26 protein-coding genes are annotated in these 24,423 nt (G+C 69.5%); 11 read left to right on the top strand and 15 right to left on the bottom strand.

The features are described from left to right. Positions 1 to 57: 57 nt before the first annotated feature. The 3 genes from ACOACQ_RS04900 (at position 58) to ACOACQ_RS04910 (ending at position 3,104) form a co-directional block, all read left to right on the top strand. Positions 58 to 1,008, top strand: a complete 951-nt coding sequence (locus ACOACQ_RS04900) for a helix-turn-helix transcriptional regulator (RefSeq protein WP_420287722.1) — start codon at positions 58 to 60, stop codon at positions 1,006 to 1,008. Positions 1,009 to 1,060: 52 nt separating this feature from the next. Beyond that, complete coding sequence (locus tag ACOACQ_RS04905) at positions 1,061 to 2,083, top strand: Ig-like domain-containing protein (RefSeq protein WP_420287723.1); 1,023 nt, start codon at positions 1,061 to 1,063, stop codon at positions 2,081 to 2,083. Between the two features lie 430 nt (positions 2,084 to 2,513). Continuing rightward, positions 2,514 to 3,104 carry a hypothetical protein gene (locus ACOACQ_RS04910; RefSeq protein ID WP_420287724.1) on the top strand — a complete coding sequence of 197 codons (591 nt, stop codon included), beginning with the start codon at positions 2,514 to 2,516 and terminating at the stop codon, positions 3,102 to 3,104. 69 nt (positions 3,105 to 3,173) lie between these two features. On the opposite strand, the gene ACOACQ_RS04915 is transcribed toward ACOACQ_RS04910, so the two are convergent. The 9 genes from ACOACQ_RS04915 to ACOACQ_RS04955 form a co-directional block, all read right to left on the bottom strand. Next, a complete protein-coding gene (locus ACOACQ_RS04915) occupies positions 3,174 to 3,650 on the bottom strand; it encodes a hypothetical protein (protein WP_420287725.1) in 477 nt (158 codons plus the stop codon). Positions 3,651 to 3,791: 141 nt separating this feature from the next. Further along, positions 3,792 to 4,472, bottom strand: a complete 681-nt coding sequence (locus ACOACQ_RS04920) for a hypothetical protein (RefSeq protein WP_420287726.1) — start codon at positions 4,470 to 4,472, stop codon at positions 3,792 to 3,794. Between the two features lie 234 nt (positions 4,473 to 4,706). Then, positions 4,707 to 5,993: an HNH endonuclease signature motif containing protein gene (locus tag ACOACQ_RS04925; protein WP_420287867.1), complete on the bottom strand. Its 1,287-nt coding sequence runs from the start codon at positions 5,991 to 5,993 to the stop codon at positions 4,707 to 4,709. 84 nt (positions 5,994 to 6,077) lie between these two features. Beyond that, entirely contained in the window at positions 6,078 to 7,082 is a 1,005-nt protein-coding gene (locus ACOACQ_RS04930; RefSeq protein WP_420287727.1) for a hypothetical protein, read from the bottom strand. Next, positions 6,974 to 7,849, bottom strand: coding sequence for a hypothetical protein (locus ACOACQ_RS04935; protein WP_420287728.1), 876 nt, complete (start codon positions 7,847 to 7,849; stop codon positions 6,974 to 6,976). The genes ACOACQ_RS04930 and ACOACQ_RS04935 overlap by 109 nt, the downstream gene beginning before the upstream one ends. Next, a complete protein-coding gene (gene fadD1 / locus ACOACQ_RS04940) occupies positions 7,846 to 9,414 on the bottom strand; it encodes a fatty-acid--CoA ligase FadD1 (RefSeq protein ID WP_420287729.1) in 1,569 nt (522 codons plus the stop codon). Before fadD1 ends, ACOACQ_RS04935 begins: the two co-directional genes overlap by 4 nt. After that, positions 9,407 to 10,333 (bottom strand): alpha/beta hydrolase, encoded by a 927-nt coding sequence (locus tag ACOACQ_RS04945; protein ID WP_420287730.1) that lies wholly within the window; start codon positions 10,331 to 10,333, stop codon positions 9,407 to 9,409. The genes fadD1 and ACOACQ_RS04945 overlap by 8 nt, the downstream gene beginning before the upstream one ends. Further along, positions 10,330 to 10,980 carry a TetR/AcrR family transcriptional regulator gene (locus tag ACOACQ_RS04950; RefSeq protein ID WP_420287731.1) on the bottom strand — a complete coding sequence of 217 codons (651 nt, stop codon included), beginning with the start codon at positions 10,978 to 10,980 and terminating at the stop codon, positions 10,330 to 10,332. The genes ACOACQ_RS04945 and ACOACQ_RS04950 overlap by 4 nt, the downstream gene beginning before the upstream one ends. Next, positions 10,977 to 12,305, bottom strand: a complete 1,329-nt coding sequence (locus ACOACQ_RS04955) for a flavin-containing monooxygenase (RefSeq protein ID WP_420287732.1) — start codon at positions 12,303 to 12,305, stop codon at positions 10,977 to 10,979. The genes ACOACQ_RS04950 and ACOACQ_RS04955 overlap by 4 nt, the downstream gene beginning before the upstream one ends. A gap of 108 nt (positions 12,306 to 12,413) precedes the next feature. Here ACOACQ_RS04955 and ACOACQ_RS04960 point away from each other — a divergent pair, with 108 nt between their 5' ends. Then, on the top strand, positions 12,414 to 13,142 hold the full coding sequence (locus ACOACQ_RS04960) for an SDR family NAD(P)-dependent oxidoreductase (RefSeq protein WP_420287733.1): 729 nt from the start codon (positions 12,414 to 12,416) through the stop codon (positions 13,140 to 13,142). After that, the gene (locus tag ACOACQ_RS04965; protein ID WP_420287734.1) at positions 13,139 to 13,978 is read left to right on the top strand and encodes an SDR family NAD(P)-dependent oxidoreductase; all 840 of its coding nucleotides are present in this window, start codon (positions 13,139 to 13,141) and stop codon (positions 13,976 to 13,978) included. The genes ACOACQ_RS04960 and ACOACQ_RS04965 overlap by 4 nt, the downstream gene beginning before the upstream one ends. 69 nt (positions 13,979 to 14,047) lie before the next feature. On the opposite strand, the gene ACOACQ_RS04970 is transcribed toward ACOACQ_RS04965, so the two are convergent. The 3 genes from ACOACQ_RS04970 to ACOACQ_RS04980 all read right to left on the bottom strand — a co-directional run bounded on the left by ACOACQ_RS04970 (position 14,048) and on the right by ACOACQ_RS04980 (position 15,691). Further along, the gene (locus tag ACOACQ_RS04970) at positions 14,048 to 14,509 is read right to left on the bottom strand and encodes a hypothetical protein (RefSeq protein ID WP_378598785.1); all 462 of its coding nucleotides are present in this window, start codon (positions 14,507 to 14,509) and stop codon (positions 14,048 to 14,050) included. A 13-nt stretch (positions 14,510 to 14,522) separates the two neighbouring features. Then, the gene (locus ACOACQ_RS04975) at positions 14,523 to 15,020 is read right to left on the bottom strand and encodes a hypothetical protein (protein ID WP_420287735.1); all 498 of its coding nucleotides are present in this window, start codon (positions 15,018 to 15,020) and stop codon (positions 14,523 to 14,525) included. 236 nt (positions 15,021 to 15,256) lie between these two features. Further along, positions 15,257 to 15,691 carry an SRPBCC family protein gene (locus ACOACQ_RS04980; RefSeq protein ID WP_420287736.1) on the bottom strand — a complete coding sequence of 145 codons (435 nt, stop codon included), beginning with the start codon at positions 15,689 to 15,691 and terminating at the stop codon, positions 15,257 to 15,259. 74 nt (positions 15,692 to 15,765) lie between these two features. Here ACOACQ_RS04980 and ACOACQ_RS04985 point away from each other — a divergent pair, with 74 nt between their 5' ends. Genes ACOACQ_RS04985 through ACOACQ_RS04995 form a run of 3 tightly spaced genes read left to right on the top strand, consistent with a single transcriptional unit; the run spans position 15,766 to position 18,861 of the window. Beyond that, on the top strand, positions 15,766 to 16,149 hold the full coding sequence (locus ACOACQ_RS04985) for a MerR family transcriptional regulator (protein ID WP_420287737.1): 384 nt from the start codon (positions 15,766 to 15,768) through the stop codon (positions 16,147 to 16,149). A gap of 34 nt (positions 16,150 to 16,183) precedes the next feature. Next, on the top strand, positions 16,184 to 17,173 hold the full coding sequence (locus ACOACQ_RS04990; protein ID WP_420287868.1) for an aldo/keto reductase: 990 nt from the start codon (positions 16,184 to 16,186) through the stop codon (positions 17,171 to 17,173). Next, positions 17,170 to 18,861, top strand: a complete 1,692-nt coding sequence (locus ACOACQ_RS04995) for a phospho-sugar mutase (RefSeq protein ID WP_420287869.1) — start codon at positions 17,170 to 17,172, stop codon at positions 18,859 to 18,861. The genes ACOACQ_RS04990 and ACOACQ_RS04995 overlap by 4 nt, the downstream gene beginning before the upstream one ends. A gap of 6 nt (positions 18,862 to 18,867) precedes the next feature. Here the strand turns inward: ACOACQ_RS04995 and ACOACQ_RS05000 are convergent, their stop codons facing one another. Then, positions 18,868 to 19,431: a hypothetical protein gene (locus ACOACQ_RS05000; protein ID WP_420287738.1), complete on the bottom strand. Its 564-nt coding sequence runs from the start codon at positions 19,429 to 19,431 to the stop codon at positions 18,868 to 18,870. A gap of 23 nt (positions 19,432 to 19,454) precedes the next feature. Here ACOACQ_RS05000 and deoC point away from each other — a divergent pair, with 23 nt between their 5' ends. The 3 genes from deoC to ACOACQ_RS05015 are packed head-to-tail and all read left to right on the top strand — an operon-like array spanning position 19,455 to position 22,763. After that, complete coding sequence (gene deoC, locus ACOACQ_RS05005; protein ID WP_420287739.1) at positions 19,455 to 20,438, top strand: deoxyribose-phosphate aldolase; 984 nt, start codon at positions 19,455 to 19,457, stop codon at positions 20,436 to 20,438. Positions 20,439 to 20,442: 4 nt separating this feature from the next. Next, positions 20,443 to 21,894 carry an aldehyde dehydrogenase family protein gene (locus ACOACQ_RS05010; RefSeq protein ID WP_378598802.1) on the top strand — a complete coding sequence of 484 codons (1,452 nt, stop codon included), beginning with the start codon at positions 20,443 to 20,445 and terminating at the stop codon, positions 21,892 to 21,894. Beyond that, entirely contained in the window at positions 21,894 to 22,763 is an 870-nt protein-coding gene (locus tag ACOACQ_RS05015; protein ID WP_420287740.1) for an aldehyde dehydrogenase family protein, read from the top strand. Before ACOACQ_RS05010 ends, ACOACQ_RS05015 begins: the two co-directional genes overlap by 1 nt. Before the next feature lie 59 nt (positions 22,764 to 22,822). On the opposite strand, the gene ACOACQ_RS05020 is transcribed toward ACOACQ_RS05015, so the two are convergent. Together ACOACQ_RS05020 and ACOACQ_RS05025 are read right to left on the bottom strand one after the other, a co-directional pair. Further along, on the bottom strand, positions 22,823 to 23,620 hold the full coding sequence (locus ACOACQ_RS05020; protein WP_420287741.1) for a GNAT family N-acetyltransferase: 798 nt from the start codon (positions 23,618 to 23,620) through the stop codon (positions 22,823 to 22,825). Positions 23,621 to 23,663: 43 nt separating this feature from the next. Beyond that, positions 23,664 to 24,359, bottom strand: a complete 696-nt coding sequence (locus tag ACOACQ_RS05025) for a pyridoxamine 5'-phosphate oxidase family protein (RefSeq protein WP_420287742.1) — start codon at positions 24,357 to 24,359, stop codon at positions 23,664 to 23,666. Between the last annotated feature and the right edge of the window lie 64 nt (positions 24,360 to 24,423).

Consider the following 24,423-nt stretch of genomic DNA (forward strand, 5'->3'; position numbering starts at 1 on the left):
AACGCTAAGGAGCCTTTAGGTCAGTTTCTGTCCTGAATCAGAACTAGTCTGGAGAACATGAGTACGAGCGCCCGGATGCTCCGCCTGCTGTCCCTGCTGCAGACCCATCGGTTCTGGGCCGGTGGCGACCTGGCCGACCGGCTGGAGGTCAGCGAGCGCACCGTGCGCCGCGACGTGGAGCGACTGCGCGACCTCGGCTACGACGTCGACGCGGTGCGCGGGGTGGCCGGCGGCTACCAGCTGCGGGCGGGCGGCGCGATGGCTCCGCTGCTGCTCGAGGACGACGAGGCGGTCGCCATCGCGGTCGGCCTCCGCTCGGCGGCCGGCGGCGGCGTACCCGGCTTCGAGGACACCGCCGTGCAGGCGCTGACCAAGGTGATCGGCCTGATGCCGCCGCGCCTGCGCCGGCGAATGGATGCGCTCAAGACGCAGACCGACGCGCTCCCCTGGTCCGGCGGGCCGACGCTCGACGCGGAGGTGCTGACCACGCTCGCCCAGGCCTGTCGTGACGACGAGCCGGTGTCCTTCGGCTACACCGCGGCCGATGGGGCCGCGACCACGCGACGCGTCGAGCCGCACCGAATGGTCAACATCGGGCGCCGCTGGTACCTCGTCGCGTACGACCGGGACCGCCACGACTGGCGGTCCTTCCGGATCGACCGGATCGCGGGTACGCCGACCACGACCGGGCAGCGGTTCGCACCCCGCGAAGTGCCCGGTGGCGATGCGGTCGCCTTCGTCAACAACGGTCTCCGCAACCGCCCCCAGCGCCACCAGGTCCGGGTGCGGATGGCCGCGCCCGCGGCCGACGTCGAGGCCTACATGGGCCGGTGGGGGACGGTCGAGGCGACCGGCGACACCTGCGTGATGACGATGAACACCGACAGCCTCGACTGGCCGGTGATGGTCCTCGCGAACCTCGACTGCGACTTCACCGTCGAGGAGCCCGCGGAGCTCGTCGAGGTGCTCGCCCGGGTCGGCCGGCGCTTCACGAGCGCCACGTCCTGACGGCACCGCCCTGGCGGCAGGAGTCGTATGCTCGTTGATTGAAGGGAAGCCGATGAAGTCCGTACGCCGGAGCATCGCCGGCCTCGTCACCGTCGCTCTCACCGCCACGGGAGCGTCCGTCCTGAGCCCGGCCGGCACTCCCGCGGCCCAGGCTGCGGGAGCGGGCGCTGGCGTGCGCGCGGCCGAGCCCGGCTTCGTGGCCATCGCGCTCGACCTCGCCCCGAGCCAGGACTTCGCGGGTACCGCGACGATCACCGTCACGGACGACGAAGGCAACCCCGCCACCGGCACCGTCGAGGTCACCGTCACCAACAGTGCCGACGTCGTACTCACCAATGACACGCTGCCCCTGGTCGAGGGCGAAGCCGAGGTGACCCTGCTGCCCGGATACGCCGGCGACTACACGCTCACCGCGTTCTACCCGGGCAACGGCGACATCACCGAGGCAGAGGGAACCCTTGTCTACACGATCGAGAAGGCGACCTCCACCGCCTCGATCTCGGTGACCAGGGTGCCGACGCCGTTGGTGGCCGGATCCGCGACGGTGTTCATCAACTCCTCGGTCGGATCGCCCACAGGGAACATCCAGGTCCAGGTGAAGACATTGGCCGGCGCCGTCCTCATGTCCACGTCGGCGCCGCTCGACGACAACGACTCCGCAACCGTCGCGCTGACGCGGCGACAGCCCGGCACCTACGCGCTGGTCGCCACCTATGCCGGCGACGCGAACGTGAACCCGACGACCAGTTCCACGACCTTCACCGTGGCCAGGGTCGCTGCGGTGTGGAGCATCGGCTGGAACCGCAAGCCCACCCCCTGGCGCACGGGCAGCCTCCGGATCCGCGTGACCGGTGGCGGTGTCGGCGCCGCCACCGGGGTCATCACGGTGCGGTTGAGGAACAGCAACGGCACGGTGCTCCGGACCACCCGGATCAGGCTCAACGAAGCCGGCCTCGCGACCGTGTGGCTGCCCAGGCTGAGGGTCGGAAGGTACGCCGTCGTGGCGTCGTACCCGGGTGACAGCAAGGTCAGGGCCAGCACCACCGTCGTGCGGTTCGCCTCGGTGCGTCGCTAGCCCGGCCCGCCTGGTCGCGGGCCCTCCGCAAGGAGAACCGCGGCCAGTGCAAGTGTTCGGTCATCGCTGGACGTCGCGCGATCTCGATCCAGTGATGCCAGCAGCCAGGTGTCGGGACCAAGGTTGAACCTCAGCATCTGGATCGAGCTGTGCTGGCCGCGCACGAACTCCACCGGGCGACCCTGGACCGTTCGGCGCGCAAGGGTTGTCGGTTGGTCGTCGCCGCCGCTCGGGATCAGCGCCGTGGGCCCCGCGTATGCCAAGACCGGGTGGTGATGCCAGGTCCTTCGATGGCCGTGTTCGCTTCGTTCTCGTAGCCCGGCGTGGTCCGCAGATCCGTTACGTCCGCGCCCGTCATCGTTGAACGCGCGCGGCGCGACTGCGCCGAAACGCGTACTGTGCCGCTGACTTCGAACGCGAGAAGGAAGCGATGCTCGACGACAAGGCCTCGGTTCCAACGGGACTGCAGCATGAGCGATTCATTGCGACCCCGCTCACCGCGGCCACGGCTGCGTTGGACTACGCGTCGTACATGGCAAGCCCGGAAGTCATCCGCGTCCACAGTGATGGCCGGTGGCCTGTCGAAGGGTTCACGTTCTCGGACGATCTTGAACTGGTCGCGAAGCACGAGGACGACCACAACAACCGCCGCGCGTTCACGTTTGTGCTCCTCGCCCCATCGGGGACTGAGGCGCTCGGCTGCTTGTACCTGAATCCGCTTCGCGAATACCTATTCTCCGCAGAGGCAGATCGACGGCTCATCGACGAAACACCGCTCGCGTCGGCCATGGTCACCTTCTGGCTTCGCCAAGACCAGCAAGACACCGGCCTGGCCGAGGTTGTGGTCGAAGCCGTGAACGACTGGATCCTCAACGAGTGGCCGTTGACCGCTCATCTCTTTCGCGTCCTACCCGGCGAGCGGTCCTCCTGCGTTGCCCTCGACCGACTGAATCTGCGGAAGTCCCGTCTAACGGTGCCCGGCGACGAGCGGCCCTACAACTGGTACCAGCCGTCGACCTAGGCTCCTTCCCCAGACCCGTCCGCACATCGCCACGGCCGCGCGCTCCGCGGCAGCAGCGGACGAGCGCCTTCAGCTGTGATCAGCCAGGAGCTCGCGCATCGGCGCCATGATGAACGCGCTGTCGTAGTCGCCGCCCGAGTAGCGCGTGCGCAATGCGTCCACAGAGTCGACCTCTCGTGCGTATCGCACCGTGCCGGCTACGCAACGAGCGATGGCGCCGGCTCTCTCCTCATCAGTGCCGGGCCACTCCGGGAACGCGGGATCAGGCATGTATGGCAGATCTGGGTTCACCTGGCTGCGCTCATACCCAAGCGGCAAGAACATGTAGCAGTCCTCCGCATTGCGGGGAGCAAGTACTCCAAGTTGAAGTAGTGACGCACCCAGGACCAGGCGGTAGGGAGCGCTCGCTCCGCTGCCGTCGACGACCAGCGAGATTGACCAAGTGAGTGTCGGGTGCGCGACTTGGCATCCGTCGCCAACGTAGGCCAGGTCAATGGATCTGAAGCTCGACAGGAACATGCGTCGGAGCGTTCGTCGATCGATCACCCGCACATCCTGCCCGATCGTGAACAACGTTCAGCGGCTCAGCCGGTCGGTGCGATCATCGGCACGTTGAGCAGGTCGCGGCCTGGTCCGGCTCCCGCCCCGACGAGGCAGTGCGCCGGGCCGAGGAGCTTGCTGCGCGGTCTACAAGCTGGCGCGCTGGTGTTGCCCTCGGGCGGCGGCTCGACGCCTGACGGCGCCGCTCACCTCAATTACGAGGATGGCGATCACGCCGAGCACGAACGCGCCAGCGGCCAACAGCAGTCCTTCGAGCGCGGCGAGGTCGCACTCCCCACCGAAGTCGGGTCCGCTGCACTGGGTTGCCTCGAAGTGGGCGATGCCGATGCCGAAGGCGATGAACATTGCGACGACGAGAGCACAGAGGTAGAGGCTGGCGCGCGACCAAGTCGTGAGGTTCTGCCCGTTCAAGGTTGTCGAAGTCGAGGCGGCAGCCAAGTGGGGTGATTCCGTTGGGCGGAGGAAGGAGGGTGTGAGCAGTACCAGCGCGACGAGGCCCAGCACGACTTCGAACTGGAGGAGCTCGCCTTCGTAGGTGGTCCAGAAGAACCGGAACCCGTTGTCCGAAGCCCCGATCGCGATGATTGTGGCGTCGAGAACCGCCAGGGCGCCGCCCAGGACACGGCGGGAGATCGGGTCGCCGAAGGCTGTGACGAGCGCCCCCAGAGCCAGAAGCAGGGCGACTAGCAGGCCCACGCCGGAGGTGTCCGTGCCGTAGCCCGTCGTGTCGTCGAACAGGATGAAACCGGCTGCGTGGAGCGTGATGAGACTCGCCACGAACAGGACCAGGGTGATAGCGACGGTCATGCCACGCGATCGTTGGTGCGAGCCCATGTCGGCCAGTGTTTCCTATCCGCACGGTGCGCGGGCCGCAATCGGTCGCATTCGTCGCCCGGTCCTCTGAATCCCGTGGTGGTCGGGAGTCCAGCTCCGACAGCGGCTAGATCAGTGCGACTCGACGAACAGGGCAACCACCTCTGAAGCTCATCTCGGCATGACAGCGCTGTTCTGCGACCCGCGTGGTCACCAACGGGCGGGGTGTCAGGCGGCGAGGTGGTTGATGAGCCTTTGGGTGAAGTGGAGTTCTGCGGGCGTGAGGGTCTGGTCGCCGGTGGTGCCGGTGACTCTCCGTGTTCCGGTCTGATCGACCAGGTAGTGCGCCCCGTGGGGATCTCGCCAGATCACGATCCCGGGGAAGGGTTGTCGTACCTCCCAACCCGCATGCGTCTTGATCCGGTGATGGGTCCTGGTCAACGGTCCGAGGTTCCCCACCGTGGTGGGCCCGCCCTCGGAGTACGGGATGGCGTGGTCCAGGTCCATCCGCCGACTGGTGTTGGCCGCGTAGGGGAACACGTCACCGGGATGGATCAGGTGCACTGCCTCCCTCATCCGGGACGGGATCTCGTACGCATCGACCGGTGCCTGGTTGTTCAGGTCGATCACCGGTGCCACCCGCACGTTGCCACCCAGGCCCAGCCGGGCCACCTGGTGGCGGACCCAGTCGGTGGTGACCGGGCCGTGGCCCTCCAGGCGGGCGATGGGCGAGTCGCCGTACAGGTGCAGGTAGACCTTCACCCGCACCTTCACCGGCCCCACCGTTGGGTCGAGGTGCGCGGCCGGGTTCATCAGCCGCGCGACGGCCGCGACCCGGCGCTGGTTGGCCGACGCGTCGGGCATCGCTTCCTTCAGGTCCTCGGAGTCGGCGACCGCGTTGGCGGCGGCATTGATGCCGGCGATGGTCATCGCATCAGCGTGGACCGTGTAGGTGGCCATGCCGTGCTTGTTGACCCGCGACATCCGGGCGAACACCTCCCGGGCTGCGGCCTCTTCCTTCAACCGCGCCAACTCGGGGGCTGCGGCGGCGACCTTGCCCTCCACCAACGCCTGGAACCGGGTCCACGACAACCGGCCGTCACACGACTCCGCGACCTCGGCATCGACCCACGCCGCCTCCGACTCGGACAGCTCCCGGGTCGCCTCGGCAACGTGGCGGGCATGACCGGTACGCGCCTCACCGGCGTCGACCCGGGACTGGATCCGTGGGAGCCGCAGCTTGATGTCGACCGCGTCCGCGATCAACTTCTTCGCCCCGTACGGACTGGTCTGGATCCGGGCCCCGAACGCTGCCGCGGCGTACTCGGTGATCAACGGCGTCCCCACACCACCCGCACGCTTGGCCCGCTCCCGACCCCGCTTGTCCGAGAGCGGCAACCGGTCAGGCGAATGCAGGACCGCCCACTGGTAGGCGGCCTTCAGGATGTTCCGCTCAGCCTCCACCCGCGCAGCATGCTGGCCCTCGACGAACGCCAGGACATTGCCGACGGACATCTCCACCAGCCGATCCTGCTCGCCCTGCCCGCACCCGATTGCCATACGAGTATTGGACCAGAACCCACCGACACAAGCCCCCGATCAGCCCGAGTTCTCCACAGTCCGCACGCGACCAGCCCGCAGGAACTTGCCCGTTCGACGCACTCCGACAGCCGAACCCGCAGTACCCGAGGCGAAGACCTCCTCACCACCGACCAGCACCGAGACCACGGTGGCGTCGTTGCGGTTCACCATCCGCGACAGGCCACCGAACGCCGGGATCGGGTCCTCGGCGTAGGCGTCCAGCGACGCGTCGAGTCGCGAAGGGTCGATGACGACCAGGTCGGCCCGGTCGCCGACACGGAGGCGACCGGCGTCGATGTCGTACCAGTCGGCGAGCTCGCCGGTGAGCCGGTGGACCGCGTGCTCGACGGTCATGAACGGGCGACCCGCCTGCTCGGCGTCGCGCACCCGCCGCAACAGCCGCAGGCCGAAGTTGTAGAAGGCCATGTTGCGCAGGTGCGCACCGGCGTCGGAGAACCCGAGCTGAACCCCGGGGTCGGCGGCGAGACGATCGAGCACCGCGGGGCGGTGGTTGGAGATCGTCGTACGCCAGCGGACCTTGTCGCCGTGCTCGACGACGAGGTCGAGGAACGCGTCGACGGGATGCATCCCGCCACGGTCGACGCCGACCTGACCGAAGGTCTTGCCGATGACCGAGACGTCCGGGCACTCGGTGATCTCGGCGTCGAAGAAGTCGCGGTGCCACACGCGCGGTCCGTACTTCTTGTCGTAGTCCTTGCGGAAGGTACGGCGATACGCAGCGTCGGCGAGCAACGCACGCTGTGCGTCGACCTGGTCCGACAGGTGCAGTGCCGCAGCACCCGAGCCGAACTCCTCGAACACCACGAGGGCGATGCCGTCGGCGTAGACCTCGAACGGCACCGGCAGGTGCTGGAACCGGAAGTTGCCGCCGAAGCGGTTCACCCAGCGGGCGATCAGCGGGAACAGGTGCGCGACCAGCGGGATCGCCTTGATGTCGGCGGCCGACAGCAGGCTGACCTTGAGCGCCGGCTTGAATCCCCAGCCACAGCTGCTGAAGGCCATCGTGACCAGGCTCTGCGGCTTGGCGACATCCGGTCCGCCCTGCAGCGCGCGGCCCCTGGCCCGCAGTACCTTGTTGAGGCGGCGCCGCTCCTGCGTCGTGCGTACGTCGACGGCAGGGTCCGCGAGCGGCAGGTCTCGCCGTCCAGCTTGTCGAACATCAGCTGCTGCGAGGACATGCCGACGAAACCAGCATCGAGTGCGTCGACCAGGTCGGCCTCCATCTGCGCCAGCTCGGCCGCCGTCGGCCTCACCGCGGCGTCGGTCGACCGCTCCAGGCCCATCCGGGCGGCCCGGATGTCCGAGTGCCCGATGAAGGCAGCGACGTTCGGCCCGAGCGGCAGGGCCTCCAGTGCGGCGACGTACTCCCCCGCCGTCGTCCAGGTCCTGGTGTCGTCCAGTGCGCCGACGACGTACGGGCGCGGGATCGCCTCGACGCGGCCGAACAGGTCACCCGCATCGGACGGGCTCGCGTGGACGGTCGACAGCGAGCAGGACCCGAGCAGGATCGTGGTGACACCGTGGCGCAGCGACTCGACCAGTGCGGGCTGCACCAGCACCTCGACGTCGTAGTGCGTGTGGATGTCGACCATGCCCGGGATCACCCAGTGGCCGGCGGCGTCGATGACCCGCGGGCACTCCGCTTCATCGAGGTCGGTCTCGCTGATCTCGACGACCCGACCGTCGCGGACGCCGAGGTTGCGGACGGCGGACGCAGCACCCGTGCCGTCGAACCAGCGGCCGTTCTTCACGATCACGTCGAAGCTCATCGGTAGGTCCTCTCTCGCTCGCCACGTGCCCACACGGGGTCGGTCGTGGCCACACCCTCGGCGCGCAGCTCCCTCTTGAGCACCTTGTTCGTGGCGGTGCTCGGCAGCGCCTCCGCGATCCGCACATGGCGCGGCCACGCCTTCGGCGACAGGTCCGCCTGCGCGTGCAGGAACGCACCGAAGTCCTCCGGGGTCAGCACGGCGCCCTGCCGCAACACCAACGCGCTCATCACCTGGTCGCCGACCCGCTCGTCGGCGACGGCGTAGACCGCGGCCTGGGAGATCGCGTCGTGGCGCAGCAGCAGCTGCTCGAGGGGCGCGGCCGCGATGTTCTCGCCGTCGACACGCAACCAGTCATCGGTCCGGCCGGCGAGGAACACGAAGCCGTCCGCGTCCCGGTAGGCGAGGTCGCCGGACCAGTACATGCCACCGTCGAGCCGCTCCGCCGTGGCCCGCTCGTCGTTGTAGTACCCGGCGAAGAACCCGGCGCCCTGCGTGTTCACCAGCTCACCGACCGCATCGTCGAGGTTGACGACGCGACCATCCGCGTCACGCACCGCACGGCGGCACTCCTGCCGGGTCTCCCGGTCGTAGATCGCAACGCCGTCGAACGGGACGCCGATCGACCCGGCTGGGGTGTCCTCCGTGCGCGTGATGATGATCGCCGTCTCGGTCGAACCGAAGCCGTCCCACACGGAGCATCCGAAGCGCTCGGCGAACTCGCGGATGTCCCGGTCGGCGGCCTCGTTGCCGAAGGCGTACCGCAACGGGTTGTCGGCGTCGTCCGGTTGCGCGGGCGTCGCCAGCACGTAGGCGAGCGGCTTCCCGACGTAGTTGAGGTACGTCGCCCCGTGGCGCCGGATGTCGTCGAGGAAGCTCCGCGCGGAGAAGTCCGCAACCGCCAGGCCTGCGCCCGACGCCACGCTCACCGCGAACCCGGACATCACCGCGTTGCTGTGGAACAGCGGCATCGAGCAGTAGACGACGTCCTCGGTGCCCAGCTCGTACTTGTCGGCGAGGACCGAGCCGGCCATCACGACCATGAAGTGGGCGACCTGCACGGCCTTGGGATCGCCACTGGTGCCCGACGTGAAGATCAGCATGAACGTGTCCATCGCCCCGACGTCGGGGAACCCGTCGGTGCCGGTCGGTGCGGCTGCCACCCGATTCGCCCACCCCGCGTCGTCGGTGTTGATGACCACCGCACCACCGAGGTCCAGGCCCGCCAGGAGCGGCAGGTGCTCGTTGTCAATCAGCAGCACCTGGCAGTCCGCCCGGCGCACGTCGGCGGCGAGCGCCGCACCCCGACGCGTCGCGTTGATGCCCGCCGTGACATGGCCGCCGATCGCGCCCGCAGCGATGGCCAACGCCATCTCGGGTGTGTTCGGAAGCAGTACGCCGACGTGGAACGGCCGCGCCGGATCAGCCATGTCGCGCAGGACATGGGCGCGGGCCGCTGCCTCGCCGAGGTAGCTGCGCCAGGTCCAGGTGCGGTCGTCGTACCGGAGGGCGACGGAGTCGCGCTCGGCGTGCTGGAGCAGGAGTGCGCGAACGGTGTCAGACACGAACGGCCTCCGGCTCGCTCGCGACCACGTCGGCCAGGCCCAGGTGGCGCCTCAGGAAGTGCAGGGCGTGCTGCACCGCGGGCTCGTGGAAGGCCTTGCCGGGGAAGAGGTCGAAGTGGTCGCCCGGGTAGTGGCGGACCTCGGCCCGGCCACTGAACGCGGCCTTCATCGCGGCGTGGAGCGGGGCGCTGCGGTCGAAGTCGGCGACCTGCACCAGCCACGGCACGGACAGTCCGGCCGCCGCCTTCGCCGGCGCGCGGCCGCCCAGTTCCATCACGACGTCCGCAGCGACCTCGTTGCGCCAGGTCGGCCCGGCGATCGAGTGGTAGTCCTCGTAGGCGCCCGACAACGTCAGCGCGCCGACCTCACCGGGCATCGCCACCACCGGGATCATCGACGGCCCACGCCCGGCCTTGCGACGCAGCGCACTGACCACGCCACGGCCCGTCGACGCCAGCAGCTGGCCGGCGCTGTGGTGCTGCAGGGCAAGTCGACCCGCGGCCACACCGTCGACCATCGGGACGGCCGAGATCACCGCGACCACGTCGGACCGCTCCGCCGCCACCGACACGACGTGACCGCCACCGAGCGAGATCCCCCACAGGACCACCCGCTCCGGGTCGACGCCGTCGAGCCGCTTCGCGGCGTCGATCGCGGCATGCACGTCGGCGACCTGTCCTGCCAGGGAGACGACCTGGCGCGGATCTCCGTCACTGGCCCCGAAGCCGCGGTAGTCGAAGGTGACGGCGTGGATGCCGGCGGCGGCGAACGCCTCGGCGAACGGCGCCAGGCCGGAGTCCTGCGTGCCCGCGAGGCCGTGGGCGAGGACGACGACCGGTGCCCTGGTCTCGAGGCTTGCTGGCGCGAAGTGGGTGGCGGCACAACGCACGCCGGAGGAGGTGAAGCTGAAGTTCGTCACGAGGTGCTCCCGTAGATGGCCTGGATCCAGAGGTGGGTGATGGCGTCGATGTGCTGCTCCCGACCCGGTCCGGAACCCCGGGCGTGACGCTCGATCGAGTGGTCGTTCAGGTCGAGGAGCACGGCGGCGAGGGCTGCCGCATCGGGGCCGTCGATGGCGTGCCCGCTGGCCCGCTCGCGGCGGATCATGTCCGCGACCATCGTCGCGAACTCGGCGCGACCCGCATCCCAGAGCTCCTGCACGGACGGGCTGCTGGCCCGGGCCTCGAGCAGTGCACGGTAGGTGTGCGGGGTCCGGTCCACCGAGTCGAACAGCGTGGCCAGGACGTTGCGGACCCGTTCCCGCGGCTCACCCTCGGCCTTGACCAGCAGGTCGGTGGCTTCCGACGCGTCGTCGTACAGCTCCGCCATCAGGGCGAGGACGGCGACGGCCTTGCTCTCGAAGTAGAAGTAGAACGCCGAGCGCGTCACGCCCGCGCGACGCGAGATCTCCGCGACGTTGACCTGCTCGAGGCTCTGCTCGCGGAGCAGCTCGTCGAAGGCCTCGAGCAGCGCTGCGCGGCGCAGGTCGCCGCGGTTGACGCTGCGCCGGTCGACCATCCGCGCCCAGCTGCGCTCCTCGCCCGCGGAGTCCGTGGGACCGCTCATCGCGCCGCTCCTGCCCGGACGCCACCGGCAGGGATCTCCTTGACCCGGAGGTCGTGCTCGTAGAGGAAGAAGTCGAGCTGCTGCGTGTGCCGCGGCCGCTGCACCATGTGCGCGGTGTACTTCTGCGTGTCCTCGTCGATGACGCGCTCCATCTCGGCCTCGGACGGCGGCGCGTAGCGACCTGCCAGCCAGGCCGCCACGAGTCGCGTCTGGCACTCCACGAACGGGAAGAGGGTCGGCGTGGACTGGGCGAAGCCGATGAAGGCGAGGTCGTCGATGCCCGGCTTGAAGATCCGCTTGTAGAGCCGGATGTGGTTCTCGGGCGCACTGAGGAACTCGGGGTCGAAGAACGGGAACGTGATGTTGTACCCGGTCGCGTGGATGACGACGTCGAAGTCCGCGGACGTGCCGTCGACGAAGTGCACGGTCTGACCGTCGAAGCGTTCGATGTCGCCCTTGGCGCTCAGGTCGCCCGATCCCAGCCGCAGCGGCAGCTCGACCGACTGGGTCGGGTGCGCCTCGAAGAACTTGTGGTTGGGCGTCGGCAGGCCGTAGTCCTCGGGCCGGCCGGCGGTGAGCGGCTGCATGACCTGGACGAACTTGCGCTGCCATGCGAACGGGATGTGCGGCGAGGTCCGGTAGTACTTGTCGGCCGGCTTGCCTGCGAAGTACTTCGGCACGATCCACGCGCTCGATCGCGTCGAGATCATCACCTCGTTGTCGAGCGTCTTGCTCGACAGCTCCACGGCGATGTCGGCAGCACTGTTGCCCAGGCCGATGATCAGGATCCGCTTGCCCTTGAGGTCGTACGGCGAGCTCGGGTCGATGTACGCGTGCGAGTGCATCGTCGTACCGGTGAACTCGCCGGGCTTCTCGGCGAAGCGCGGGTCCCAGTGGTGGCCGTTGGCGACGAGCAGGACGTCGAAGCGGCGGGTGCCGGTGCGCTCGGTCTCGAGCTCCCAGCCGCCCTCCCCGGCGGGCAGCCGACGGGCGGCCAGCACGCCGTTCTCGAACTCGATGTGGCGGCGCAGGTCGAACGCGTCGGTGTAGCTGTCGAGGTACTCCTTGACCTGGGTGTGGTGCGGGAAGTCGGGGTACTCGTCGGGCATCGGGAAGTCCTTGAAGGACAGCTGGTGCTTCGAGGTGTCGATGTGCAGCGACTTGTAGGCGCTGCTGTGACCGTTCGGGTTGCCGAACGCCCAGTTGCCGCCGACCCGGTCCGAGGACTCGAAGGTCGCGAACTCCAGCCCGTAGTCGGCGAGCATCTTGCTCATCGTCAGGCCGCTGATGCCGGCCCCGATCACGGCGACAGTCGAGCGTCGCATTCGTTTCTCCTAGACAGTCGGCTTGACAACTTCGGGTGACGGGCGTCACGTTAGGACCGCGAGTTGACACGTGTCAACTGGAACAGACGAATGTCAGGAGATGGGTTCATGCGGGTAACGGTCGTCATCGGAGGCGCCTCGGGGATTGGGGCCGCCACCGCCCACTCCCTGGCTGCCGCCGGCCATCGCGTCGTGATCGGCGACCTCCCGGGAACCGGTGCGGACGTGGAGGTCGACGTCACCGACGAGGCATCCGTCGAGGCCCTCTTCGAGCGGGTGGTCGCGGACCACGGCAGCTTCACGGGCGTCGTCAACTGCGCGGGCGTCAGCACGCTGTCCCGCGTCGTCGACCACGACGCGGCCGAGTGGCGGCGCGTCGTCGACGTCTGCCTGACCGGCGCCTTCCTCGTGCTCAAGCACGCCGGGAAGCGCATCGCCGACGGCGGCTCGCTCGTGTCCCTGTCGTCGCTCAATGCCCGTCAGCCGGGAACCGGCCTGGCGGCGTACTGTGCAGCGAAGGCGGGCCTGGTCGCCCTCACCGAGGTCACCGCACTGGAGCTGGCGCACCGCCAGGTCAGGGTCAACGCGGTCGCGCCGGGCCTGGTCGTCACTCCCCTGACGACGCCCGCGATGGACATCGCCGGCATCCGCGAGGACTACCTCGAGAACACCCCGCTCGGCCGTTCCGGAGAACCGTCCGAGATCGGCGCCGCCGTCCGCTTCCTGCTCTCCGACGACGCCGCGTGGATCACCGGCGAGGTGCTCGCCATCAACGGCGGCGCCCACCTCAAGCGCTACCCCGACCTCGTCGGGCTGATCGAGAAGGCCTTCGCATGAGCTCCCCCGACCTCACCGGCAGGACCGCCATCGTCACTGGGGGTGGCTCCGGGATCGGCGCCGCGCTGACCCGGGCCCTCGTGGGCGCGGGCGCGCACGTCGTGTGTGCGGACGTCGACCTCGCCGGCGCCGAGTCGGTGGCTCGTACGGCGACCGGGCTCGGCTCCGCGACCGCTCGTCGGGTCGACGTCACCTCCGCCGCCGAGGTGCAGCAAGCCGTCGAAGCCGTGGTCGCCACCCACGGTCGCCTGGACCTGATGTTCAACAACGCCGGCATCACCTTCCTCGGCAACACCGAGGACCTCACGCTCGACCAGTGGAACGCGATCATCGACGTCAACATCCGCGGCGTCGTCCACGGCGTGCACGCGGCGTACCCGCAGATGATCAGGCAAGGCTCCGGCCACATCGTCAACACGGCATCGATGGGCGGACTGATGGCGGCCGGCCTGATGACGTCGTACGTCACCACCAAGCACGCGGTGGTCGGGCTGTCCCTGGCGTTGCGGACCGAGGCAGCGGCGTACGGCGTCGGCGTCACCGCGGTCTGTCCGGCGGCCGTCGACACCCCGATCCTCGACAAGGGCGAGTTCGGCGCGTTCCGCGGCCGCGACTTCTACCTCGAGGGCCAGGGCATCAAGAACCCCGTCGACCCCGACCTGTTGGCCCTGCGCGCCCTCGAGGCGGTGGCCGCCGACCGGGCGCTGGTCATCGAGCCGCGGCAGGCCCGGATGGCCTGGCGGATCGGTCGGCTCGCACCCACCTTCGTGAACAAGATGGCCACGAAGTTCATCGCGAAGCAGCGGGCGCTCAGCTCGACCGGTTCATCGTCCTGACGCCAGCCAGCAGTTGGGCAAGCGGCTCAGGAACCACACCCGCGGATGGCGCGTCGCGCCGGGGAGCGGTTACTGGTCGTGGAGGGCGGAACTGGGCTCCGATCGGAGCCAACCCGGGGACGCTCGTAGGTGTTGCCGGAGCTTGCCGGCCACGAGGTGCAGCACCGTGGGGCCGACCAACCAACCCACGATCGGCACCATCACTGTGGACGGGTCGGCACTCTGCCCGTCGATCTGCCCCGACCAACCCAGCATGAACACCGCGACCCACCACAGTGGCACCAAGACGGCAAGTTCGAGCACGACGGCGAACAACCGGCCGGCGGCTCCCGCCTCAGCCGAGGCAGTGAGCGCGCCGTCAAGAAGCCCCGCCATTGCACCGAGCGCCACCGCCGGCACGAGCAACGCAGCCCACACCCATCCCTCGAAATCCAAGACTGGGCCCCAGTGCAACGGACCCGAGAGGACCAGCAGCAAGACCGCGCCCAGCGCCGCCAGAACGAGGTGGCGGATCAGGCCTTCGCGCTCCATCAGCACTCGCAATCTAATTCCGGACATCGCTGCGGTGGCAGATCAGGCCCGCCCACACCCTGACGGGAATCGTCGCGACACCTACGGTCACGGCGTGAAGGGACGCCGTGCACCCGAACATGAGCCAGGCGAACTCGATCTCGAACGTCTCGACGGGGCTGTCGTCGCCAGCGAATCGGCCGGCCATGAACAACACCGAGAACCAGACCGCCATCGCGACCGCTGGAATCGTGGCCACGATCGCGACAGGCCATCGGCTGCGGCTGCGTCTCAGCGTCCAGCCCACGACCATCGCAAACGGAATCGTGAACAGCGCGGTGACAAGCCAGCCGGGGTCCCCGACTGTTCCAGGCGGCGTTTGTTCCAGCCCGAAGGTTGCGACTTCTCGGACCTCGACGCGCCAGATGTGAGCTCCACCGACAAGCCACATGGACGCCACGATCGCGACGAGGAGTGCGGCAGGAGCCAGTCGCTTCCCGCCGGTCGGGACGGGTCCTTGCTCGGGCTGCATGGGTGGAGCCTCGCGGTTCTGGCGCACCTTGGGCAGGGTTGCTGTACTCAACTCGCTCGAGGACCCAAGGACCGAGGAAGCCTGATGGCCGACAGCCCTGCCATCAACACGACCGCGCGGCCTCCGACACGGGCCTCTGATCAGGCCGAGTTGTCCACAGGTGGGGGTTTCGAGGCTCGTCGCTACGCTCCTCGCACCTCAACCACCGGCGGTCACGCGCACCCAGCGCCTCGCACTCAACCAGCGAGCACGTGCCGCGCCAACCCCTCGCGACAACCCGCCATCATCCGGTCGTGGTTCCACGTCATCACCGGGCGGGCGATCCCCGACAGGGCCCCCAACACTCCGGACACCACCACCTCCTGCTGGAAGTCGAGCCGGGTGCCACCGGTCGTCGCCGCGAGCGCAAACCGGGCGTACCCCTCGAGGTCACCGCTGATCCTCACCTCGACCACCGGCGGGAGCCGGGTGACGGCGTCGAGGACCAGGTCGAGCGTGTACGGCAGCGCCGACCGGCAGCGCACCCATGCGGTGTCCGGGCCGAGCTTGGCGACCGCGCGCACCTGGGGCCACCACTGCGGGTAGTGCTCGAGGTCGGTCAGCGCGGTCGCGACCGCATCCACGGGCGCAGCGACCTCCCACGAGCTCGCGAAGGAGTAGGACCGGCGCACCCCTCCATCATGGACGACCGGCGTGCATCCCGGCGGGCTTGACCTGGAGTGCACTTCAGGAGCGACACTCGGGCATGCCCGGACTCACGATCGCGGAGGCTGCCGAGACGCTCGGCCTTTCCTCCGACACGCTGCGCTACTACGAGAAGGACGGCCTCCTGCTCCGTCCGGTCCCGCGCTCGTCCTCGGGCCATCGCCGGTACGACGAGGAGGACGTCCGCTGGATCGTCCTCGTCACGCGACTGCGCGCCACCGGCATGCCCATCCGCGACGTACGCCGGTACGCCGACCTGGTCCGGGCGGGTGACGGCAACGAGCCGCAGCGGCTCGAGCTCCTCCAGGCGCATCGCGAGCACGTCCTGCAGCAGCTCGCCGAGGTCACGTCGCACCTGGGTGCGATCGACCACAAGATCGGCATCTACGAGGACCGCCTGCGCCGATCGAGGGCGATCGCTTGACCTGGAGCGCACTCCAAGGAGTTTGCTGGTGGACATGACCCTCTCGACACGCATTCTCGGCACGACCTCTCCCCTCACCGTCTCCGCCCTCGGCCTCGGCTGCGTGGGCATGTCGGAGTTCTACGGCTCCCCCGACGAGGCCGGCGGCATCGCCACCATCCACCGCGCCCTCGACCTCGGCGGCTCGTTCCTCGACACCGCCGACATGTACGGCCCGTTCACCAACGAACGGCTCGTCGGCAAGGCGATCGCAGGTCGTCGCGACGAGGTCCAGCTCGCCACCAAGTTCGGCAACGAGCGCGGTGCCGACGGCACACGCATCCGGATCAACGGCACACCGGAGTACGTGCATGCGGCGTGCGACGCCTCGCTCCAGCGGCTGGGCGTCGACCACATCGACCTCTACTACCAGCACCGCGTCGACAAGACCGTCCCGATCGAGGAGACCGTCGGCGCCATGAAGGAGCTCGTCGAGGCCGGCAAGGTCCGCCACCTCGGGCTGTCCGAGGCCTCGGCGGAGACGATCCGGCGCGCACACGCCGTGCACCCGATCACCGCCCTCCAGACGGAGTACTCCCTCTTCACCCGCGACATCGAGGACGAGATCCTCCCGACGATCCGCGAGCTCGGCATCGGCCTGGTGCCCTACTCACCGCTCGGCCGGGGCATCCTGACGGGCGCGATCACCGCCGAGCCGGACGCCGGCGACAGCCGCTCGACCGCGTACTTCCCGCGCTTCCAGGGAGACAACCTGGCGACCAACCTGGTCCTCGTCGACCGGATCACCGAGATCGCCGCACAGCACGGCTGCACCCCGGGACAGCTCGCCCTCGCCTGGGTCCTTGCCCAGGGTGAGGACGTCGTACCGATCCCCGGCACCAAGCGGGTGAAGTACCTCGAGGAGAACATCGGCGCCGCGGACCTCGTCCTCACGGAGGCGGACCTGGCAGCCCTCGCGGACGCGGTCCCGCGCGACGCCGTGGCGGGTGCGCGGTACGGCGACATGACCACCATCGATGCCTGAGCACTAACCTGCCCTGCATGACCACGCCCGACGCCGACGTCCTCATCTCCCGCGCCCGGGCCTGGCTCGCCGAGGACCCCGACGAGCACACCCGTGCCGAGCTCTCCAGCATCATCGCGGCGGTCGAGGGCGGTGACGCCGCGGCCCAGGCCGACCTGGCCGACCGCTTCCGCGGGACGCTGGAGTTCGGTACGGCGGGCCTGCGCGGCGAGCTCGGTGCGGGGCCCAACCGGATGAACCGCATCGTCGTGATCCGGGCGGCGGCCGGCCTGGCGTCGTACCTCCTCGGCGAGGGCGCCGAGCCGGGCGCCTCCGTCGTCATCGGGTACGACGCCCGCCACAACTCCGACGTGTTCGCCCAGGACACGGCCGAGGTGATGAGCGGGGCGGGCCTGCGCCCGCTGCTGCTCCCCCGTCCGTTGCCGACGCCGCTGCTGGCGTTCGCGATCCGCGAGCTCGGCTGCGTCGCGGGGGTGATGGTGACCGCGAGCCACAACCCGCCCCAGGACAACGGCTACAAGGTGTACCTCGGCGACGGCAGCCAGATCGTGCCGCCGGCCGACAGCGGCATCGCCGAGCGGATCGACGCGGTCGGATCGCTCGCGTCCGTGCCGCGCGCGTCACTGAAGGCCGCCAAGGGCCGGGTTCTCGACGAGGGCATCATCGACGCCTACCTCGACCGGGCCGCCGGCATCGCCGGCGACGGACCGCGCGACCTGGAGATCGTCTACACGCCGCTGCACGGCGTCGGCGCGAGCGCGTTGCCTGCCGTGCTCGAGACCGCCGGCTTCGACGCCCCGGAGATCGTTCCGGCCCAGGAACACCCCGACGCCGACTTCCCGACCGTCGCCTTCCCGAACCCGGAGGAGCCCGGCGCGATCGACCTCGCCATCGCGCTGGCGACCGCCAACGGTGCCGACATCGTGATCGCCAACGACCCCGACGCCGACCGGGCCGCCGCGGCCGTGCCCGGCCCGGATGGCTGGCGGATGCTGCGCGGCGACGAGGTCGGTTCGCTGCTCGGCGACCACCTGCTGCGCTCGGGCAAGCAGGGCGTCTATGCGACGTCGATCGTGTCCTCGTCGCTGCTCGGCACGATGGCTGCCGCCCATGGCCAGCCGTACGTCGAGACCCTCACCGGCTTCAAGTGGATCGGCCGGCTGCCGGACCTCGTCTTCGGCTACGAGGAGGCGCTCGGCTACTGCGTCGACCCGACGCACGTCGCCGACAAGGACGGCGTCTCCGCGGCGCTGATGCTCTGCGAGATCGCGGCCGCGGCGAAGGCCGAGGGTCGCGGGCTGCTCGACCTGCTCGACGACATCGCCGTCACCTACGGCCTGCACGCGACCGACCAGCTGTCGGTGCGCGTGACCGACCTGTCCGTCATCGCGGCCGCCATGGCGCAGCTGCGGGCCACGCCGCCGACCACGCTCGGCGGGTCCGCCGTGGTGTCCGTGGAGGACCTGACCACCGGGTCGAAGGACCTGCCGCCGACCGACGGGCTGCGCTATCGCACCGCGGACGGCGGCCGTGTCGTCGTACGCCCGAGCGGGACGGAGCCGAAGATCAAGTGCTACCTCGAGGTGGTCGTCCCCGTCCGTGACGACGACGTCGCGACGGCCCGCACCGAGGCGGCCACCGGCCTGCTCGCGCTGCGCACCGACATCGCGACCGCAGCGGGGCTCTGACGAGCCTCAGCTGACGACCAACGTCACCAGGGTCGCGACGGCCGCCACCACCAGCGCGGCGATCTCGGGCCACGCCCAGGCATGGCGGAGGGAACCCGGTTCGCCACCCAGGAACCGGGCGTCATCGATGCGGCGCTCGAGCTTCTTCTTGACCATCCAGCCGAGCGACGGATTCGACGGCTGTTCCTCGACGAGGCCGCGGGTGTCACGCCGGATCCTGCGCCGGGAGCGCCCGAAGCCACTGGCGACGTACTTGCCCTCGTCGGTGACGAACGTGGTGACGAGCTCGACCATGACCTCGGTGATCCGCGCGTACGGGATCCAGCGACTGTGCAGGATGTTGCGCAGCTCCACGTCGTGCTCGCCGAGCACCAGCGCAGGACGCAGCAGCACCGTCCAGATCAGGACCATCGCGAGCGCACCGGCCGGGTAGGCCCAGGCCGGCATGCTGTTCGTCGAGTCGAGGCTGCCCAGCACCAGCACGACCGCGACGCCGACGATCCCGCACACGCCGCCGACCATGCCGCCGGTGCTGAACCGTTCCGCCTTCTTCACGCCTTCGCTCTCCACGCCCGCAACCCTATGCTGGGCAGATGCCGACCACCGCCCCCACCGATCCCCATCCGGGACTCGCGGCGTACTCCGAAGTGACGGCCAGCGAAGCATCGCTGCGCCGGTTCCTGCACGGCCTGCCGGGCGTCGACCAGGTGGGCGCCGAAGCACGCGCAGCAGGACTCGGGACGCGCTCGATCAAGACGACCGCGAAGGCATGGGCGATCGACCTGGCCATCCGCATGGTCGACCTGACGACCCTCGAGGGCCAGGACACTCCCGGCAAGGTGCGGGCGCTCGCTGCGAAGGCGCTGCACCCGGACCCGGCCGACCCGACCTGCCCCTCGACCGCCGCCGTCTGCGTGTACGGCGACCTGGTCGGTGAGGTGAAGGCGATCGTCGGCGACCAGGTGAACGTCGCGGCCGTGGCCACCGCGTTCCCCAGCGGCCGCGCGTCCATGGACATCAAGCTCGCCGACACGCGCGACGCCGTCGCGATGGGCGCCGACGAGATCGACATGGTGATCGACCGCGGTGCCTTCCTCGCGGGTCACTACCTCCAGGTGTTCGAGGAGATCGTCGCCGTCCGCGACGCGTGCGTGCGGCCGGACGGCACGCACGCCCACCTCAAGGTGATCTTCGAGACCGGCGAGCTGCAGACCTACGACAACGTCCGCCGCGCGTCGTGGCTGGCGATGCTCGCCGGCACCGACTTCATCAAGACCTCCACCGGCAAGGTGCAGCCGGCGGCGACGCTGCCCGTCACGCTCGTGATGCTCGAGGCGGTCCGCGACTTCCGCGAGGCGACGGGCGTGCAGATCGGTGTGAAGCCCGCGGGCGGCATCCGCACGGCCAAGGACGCGATCAAGTACCTCGTGATGGTCAACGAGATCGCCGGCGACGACTGGCTGGACCCGGACTGGTTCCGGTTCGGTGCGTCGACGCTCCTCAACGACCTGCTGATGCAGCGCACCAAGCTGACGACCGGCCGCTACAGCGGTCCCGACTACTTCACCCTGGACTGAGGACATGGCCTTCGAATATGCCCCTGCGCCCGAGTCGCGCAGCATCGTCGACATCAAGGCGTCGTACGGCCTGTTCATCGACGGCGAGTTCGTCGACGGACGCGGCTCGTCGTTCAAGACCATCAACCCGGCCACCGAGGAGACCCTCGCCGAGATCGCCGAGGCCAGTGACGCGGACGTCGACCTCGCCGTGAAGGCCGCGCGGCGCGCGTTCCGCGGGTGGTCGCGGATGTCGGGCAAGGAACGGGCCAAGTACCTCTTCCGGATCGCCCGGATCATTCAGGAGCGCGGCCGCGAGCTGGCCGTCCTGGAGTCCATCGACAACGGCAAGCCGATCAAGGAGAGCCGGGACGTCGACGTACCGATCGTCGCCGCTCACTTCTTCTACTACGCCGGCTGGGCCGACAAGCTGGAGCACGCCGGGCTCGGTGCGAACCCGCAGCCGCTGGGCGTGGCCGGCCAGGTCATCCCGTGGAACTTCCCGCTGCTGATGCTCGCGTGGAAGATCGCGCCGGCGCTCGCGTGCGGCAACACCGTCGTCCTGAAGCCGGCCGAGACCACACCGCTGACGGCCCTGCTGTTCGCCGAGATCTGCCAGCAGGCCGACCTCCCGCCCGGCGTCGTCAACATCGTCACGGGCGCCGGTTCGACCGGCCAGGCGATCGTCAGCCACCCGGACGTCGACAAGGTCGCCTTCACCGGGTCGACCGACGTCGGCAAGGCCATCGCGCGCGCGGTCGCGGGGACCGACAAGAAGGTCACCCTCGAGCTCGGCGGCAAGGCCGCCAACATCGTGTTCGACGACGCGGCCATCGACCAGGCCGTCGAGGGCATCGTCAACGGCATCTTCTTCAACCAGGGCCACGTCTGCTGTGCGGGATCGCGGCTGCTGGTGCAGGAGTCGATCGCTGACGAGGTGCTCACGAAGCTGAAGCGCCGGATGAGCACGCTCCGCGTCGGCGACCCGCTCGACAAGAACACCGACATCGGTGCGATCAACTCCGCCGAGCAGCTCGCGCGGATCCACGAGCTCACCGGCATCGGTGACGCCGAGGGCGCCGACCGCTGGTCGCCGGCCTGCGACCTGCCTTCCTCGGGCTTCTGGTTCGCGCCGACGGTCTTCACCGGCGTCACCCAGGCCCACCGGATCGCCCGCGAGGAGATCTTCGGCCCGGTCCTGTCCGTGCTGACCTTCCGCACTCCGGCCGAGGCCGTCGAGAAGGCCAACAACACGCCGTACGGCCTGTCGGCCGGGGTCTGGACCGAGAAGGGCTCGCGGATCCTGCACATGGCGTCCGAGCTCCGAGCCGGCGTCGTGTGGGCCAACACGTTCAACAAATTCGATCCCGCCAGCCCGTTCGGCGGCTACAAGGAATCGGGCTACGGCCGCGAAGGTGGCCGGCAGGGCCTGGCTGCCTACCTCAAGGCCGAGGACATCTCCGGGGGGAAGCGCTGATGGCACGCATCGACGTCCGCAAGACCTACAAGCTCTACATCGGCGGCGCGTTCCCGCGCTCGGAGTCGGGCTACTCCTACGAAGTGGCCGACAGCAAGGGGAAGTTCGTGGCGAACGCGGCACTGGCGTCGCGCAAGGACGTCCGCGACGCCGTCGTCGCAGCACGCAAGGCGTTCGACGGCTGGTCCTCGCGGACGGCCTACAACCGCGGCCAGGTCGTCTACCGGATCGCCGAGGTGATGGAGGACCGTCGCCCGCAGTTCGAGGAGGCCGTCCGCCAGTCCGAGGGCGCCACGGCTGCTGCCGCGCGCAACCAGGTCGACCAGGCCGTGGACCGCCTCGTCTGGTACGCCGGCTGGGCGGACAAGCTCGCCCAGGTGATCGGCAACGCCAACCCCGTCGCGGGCCCGTTCTTCAACCACACCGCCCCCGAACCGACCGGCGTCGTCGGCGTCCTGGCCCCGCAAGCGTCCTCGCTGCTCGGCCTGGTCTCCGTGATCGCGCCCGTCATCGTCACCGGCAACAGCACGGTGGTCGTGTCGTCGTACGCGCGTCCGCTCCCGGCGGTCACCTTCGCCGAGGTCCTCGCGACCTCCGACGTGCCGGGTGGTGTCATCAACATCCTCACCGGTGACGCGGCCACCCTCGGCCCCTGGCTGGCCTCCCACATGGACGTCAACGCCATCGACCTCGCCGGCATCGCCGGTGACGCCGAGCTCGCGACCTCCCTCGAGGTGGCTGCGGCCGACAACCTCAAGCGAGTACGCCGCGCGCCTGCCGCCGAGCCGGACTGGACCGCCGATCCGGGGCTCGCCGGGATGACCGCGTTCGTCGAGGCGAAGACGGTCTGGCACCCGATCGGGATCTGACCTGTTCTCCAGGTTGATTGACATCAATCAACCTGGAGGACACAGGACGTCCGGCGCCGTCAGCTGCGCTGCCAGAGGTACGGCGTGGTGGTGGAGACCTTGACGAAGCCGTACCTCTCGAGGATGGGGCGCGAGTACTCGGTGGAGTCGCTGTTGATGAACGTCTTGCCCTGACGCAGTGCCGACCGCGCCCGCGCTGCCGTCAGTGCCCGGTAGATCCCCTGGCCACGCCACTCCTTGAGTGTCGAGCCGCCCCAGATCCCGGCGAAGTCGGTCCCCGGAACCGGCTCGAGGCGGCCTGCGGAGACGACCTGGCCGCCCGCTTCGGCGACCCACAGCTCCATCCCGTCATCGAGGGACAGTCGGCGGAGCAGCGCCTCAGCCATCTCCACGCCCTCACTGGGCGAGTCGCCGAAGGCCTGCGCACTCATCGCACTCATCGCGAAGACGTCGTCCCGGGCGGTGACCTGTCGCAGCGTCACGCCGTCGGGCAGAGGTACGTCGACCGCCAGGCTCTGTGCCTCGCCGATCATGATGGACTCGGCTTCCTCAGCGACGAACCCGTGATCGACAAGGCACTGGTGCAGTCCCGGCGCCTCGTCGTGCCCCCGGGTCTTCCACTCCACCCGAGTGATCTCGGGATCCGCCCGGTAGTGCGCGAGTGCCGCTTCGACGAGTCGAACGATGCCCGTGGCGTCCGCACCGTCGAGGTCCTGATAGGTGATGAACCCGCGACCACCTGCGAACGTCACCAGCCGCAACGGACCATGCCTCGTCACGGCGACCGCGCTCGGTGTCTCGGCGTCGGTCCGGAGCTGCTCGTCGTACGCCGCGAGGAATCGGCCAGGATCGTCCATGGCAGTCATCCTCGCGGGGCGGGGTCCCCGCAGCCACCGACTTTCAATGACGGGCACGACCGCCGGCAAACGCCACGGCGCGGCGTGCGACATCCTCGGGTACGTCGCCGTGCGAGTCGGCCGAGGACACGGCACCCGACGAGACACGAGCCAGCGGGATGCAGCCACCCCACACGCCGGCTGCCACGTCGTCGGGTTCGTCGACCGGGTCCCCGGCGCGCGCCTTCATCGAGGCCTCGGCGAGCGGGATCGCCAGCACCGCGGTCGCTGCGAGCTCCTTGCGGGTACTGGGCCGCAGAGTGGCGGACCGGCCGGGGATCATGTGGTCGACGATCAGGTCGAGGGCGTGCTGCCGCTCCTCCTCGTCGTCGACCATCCGCGCCGCTCCGATGACCACTGCCGAGTGGTAGTTCATCGAGTGGTGGAACGCCGAACGGCCGGCCACCAGGCCGTCGACCTCGGTCACCGTGACGCAGACCGTGCCGCCCTGCGCCTGCCGCAACCACCCCGCCGCGACGGACCCGTGCACGTAGAGCGTCCCGCCTGCATCCGGTCCGGAGACGTCGATCGCATAGGCGGCGGGGAGCACCAGCGGGTGGTCGCCGACGGTCACCCCGAGGTGGGCCACCAGACCGTCGGCGAGGAAGCGGTGCAGCTCGGCGCGGTCGGACACCATCCGGTTGCGACCTCGGGTGATGGTCGTTCGGGGCGTCGGCGACAGGGGCGCTTCGGTGCTCATGCCTCTAGACTCGTGCGCAAGTGGCCTGCACACACGGGCCAATCACGCACCACTACGGCAGGAC

It is taken from the genome of Nocardioides sp. CPCC 206347, from assembly GCF_048654605.1.
Taxonomy (GTDB): Bacteria; Actinomycetota; Actinomycetes; order Propionibacteriales; family Nocardioidaceae; genus Nocardioides.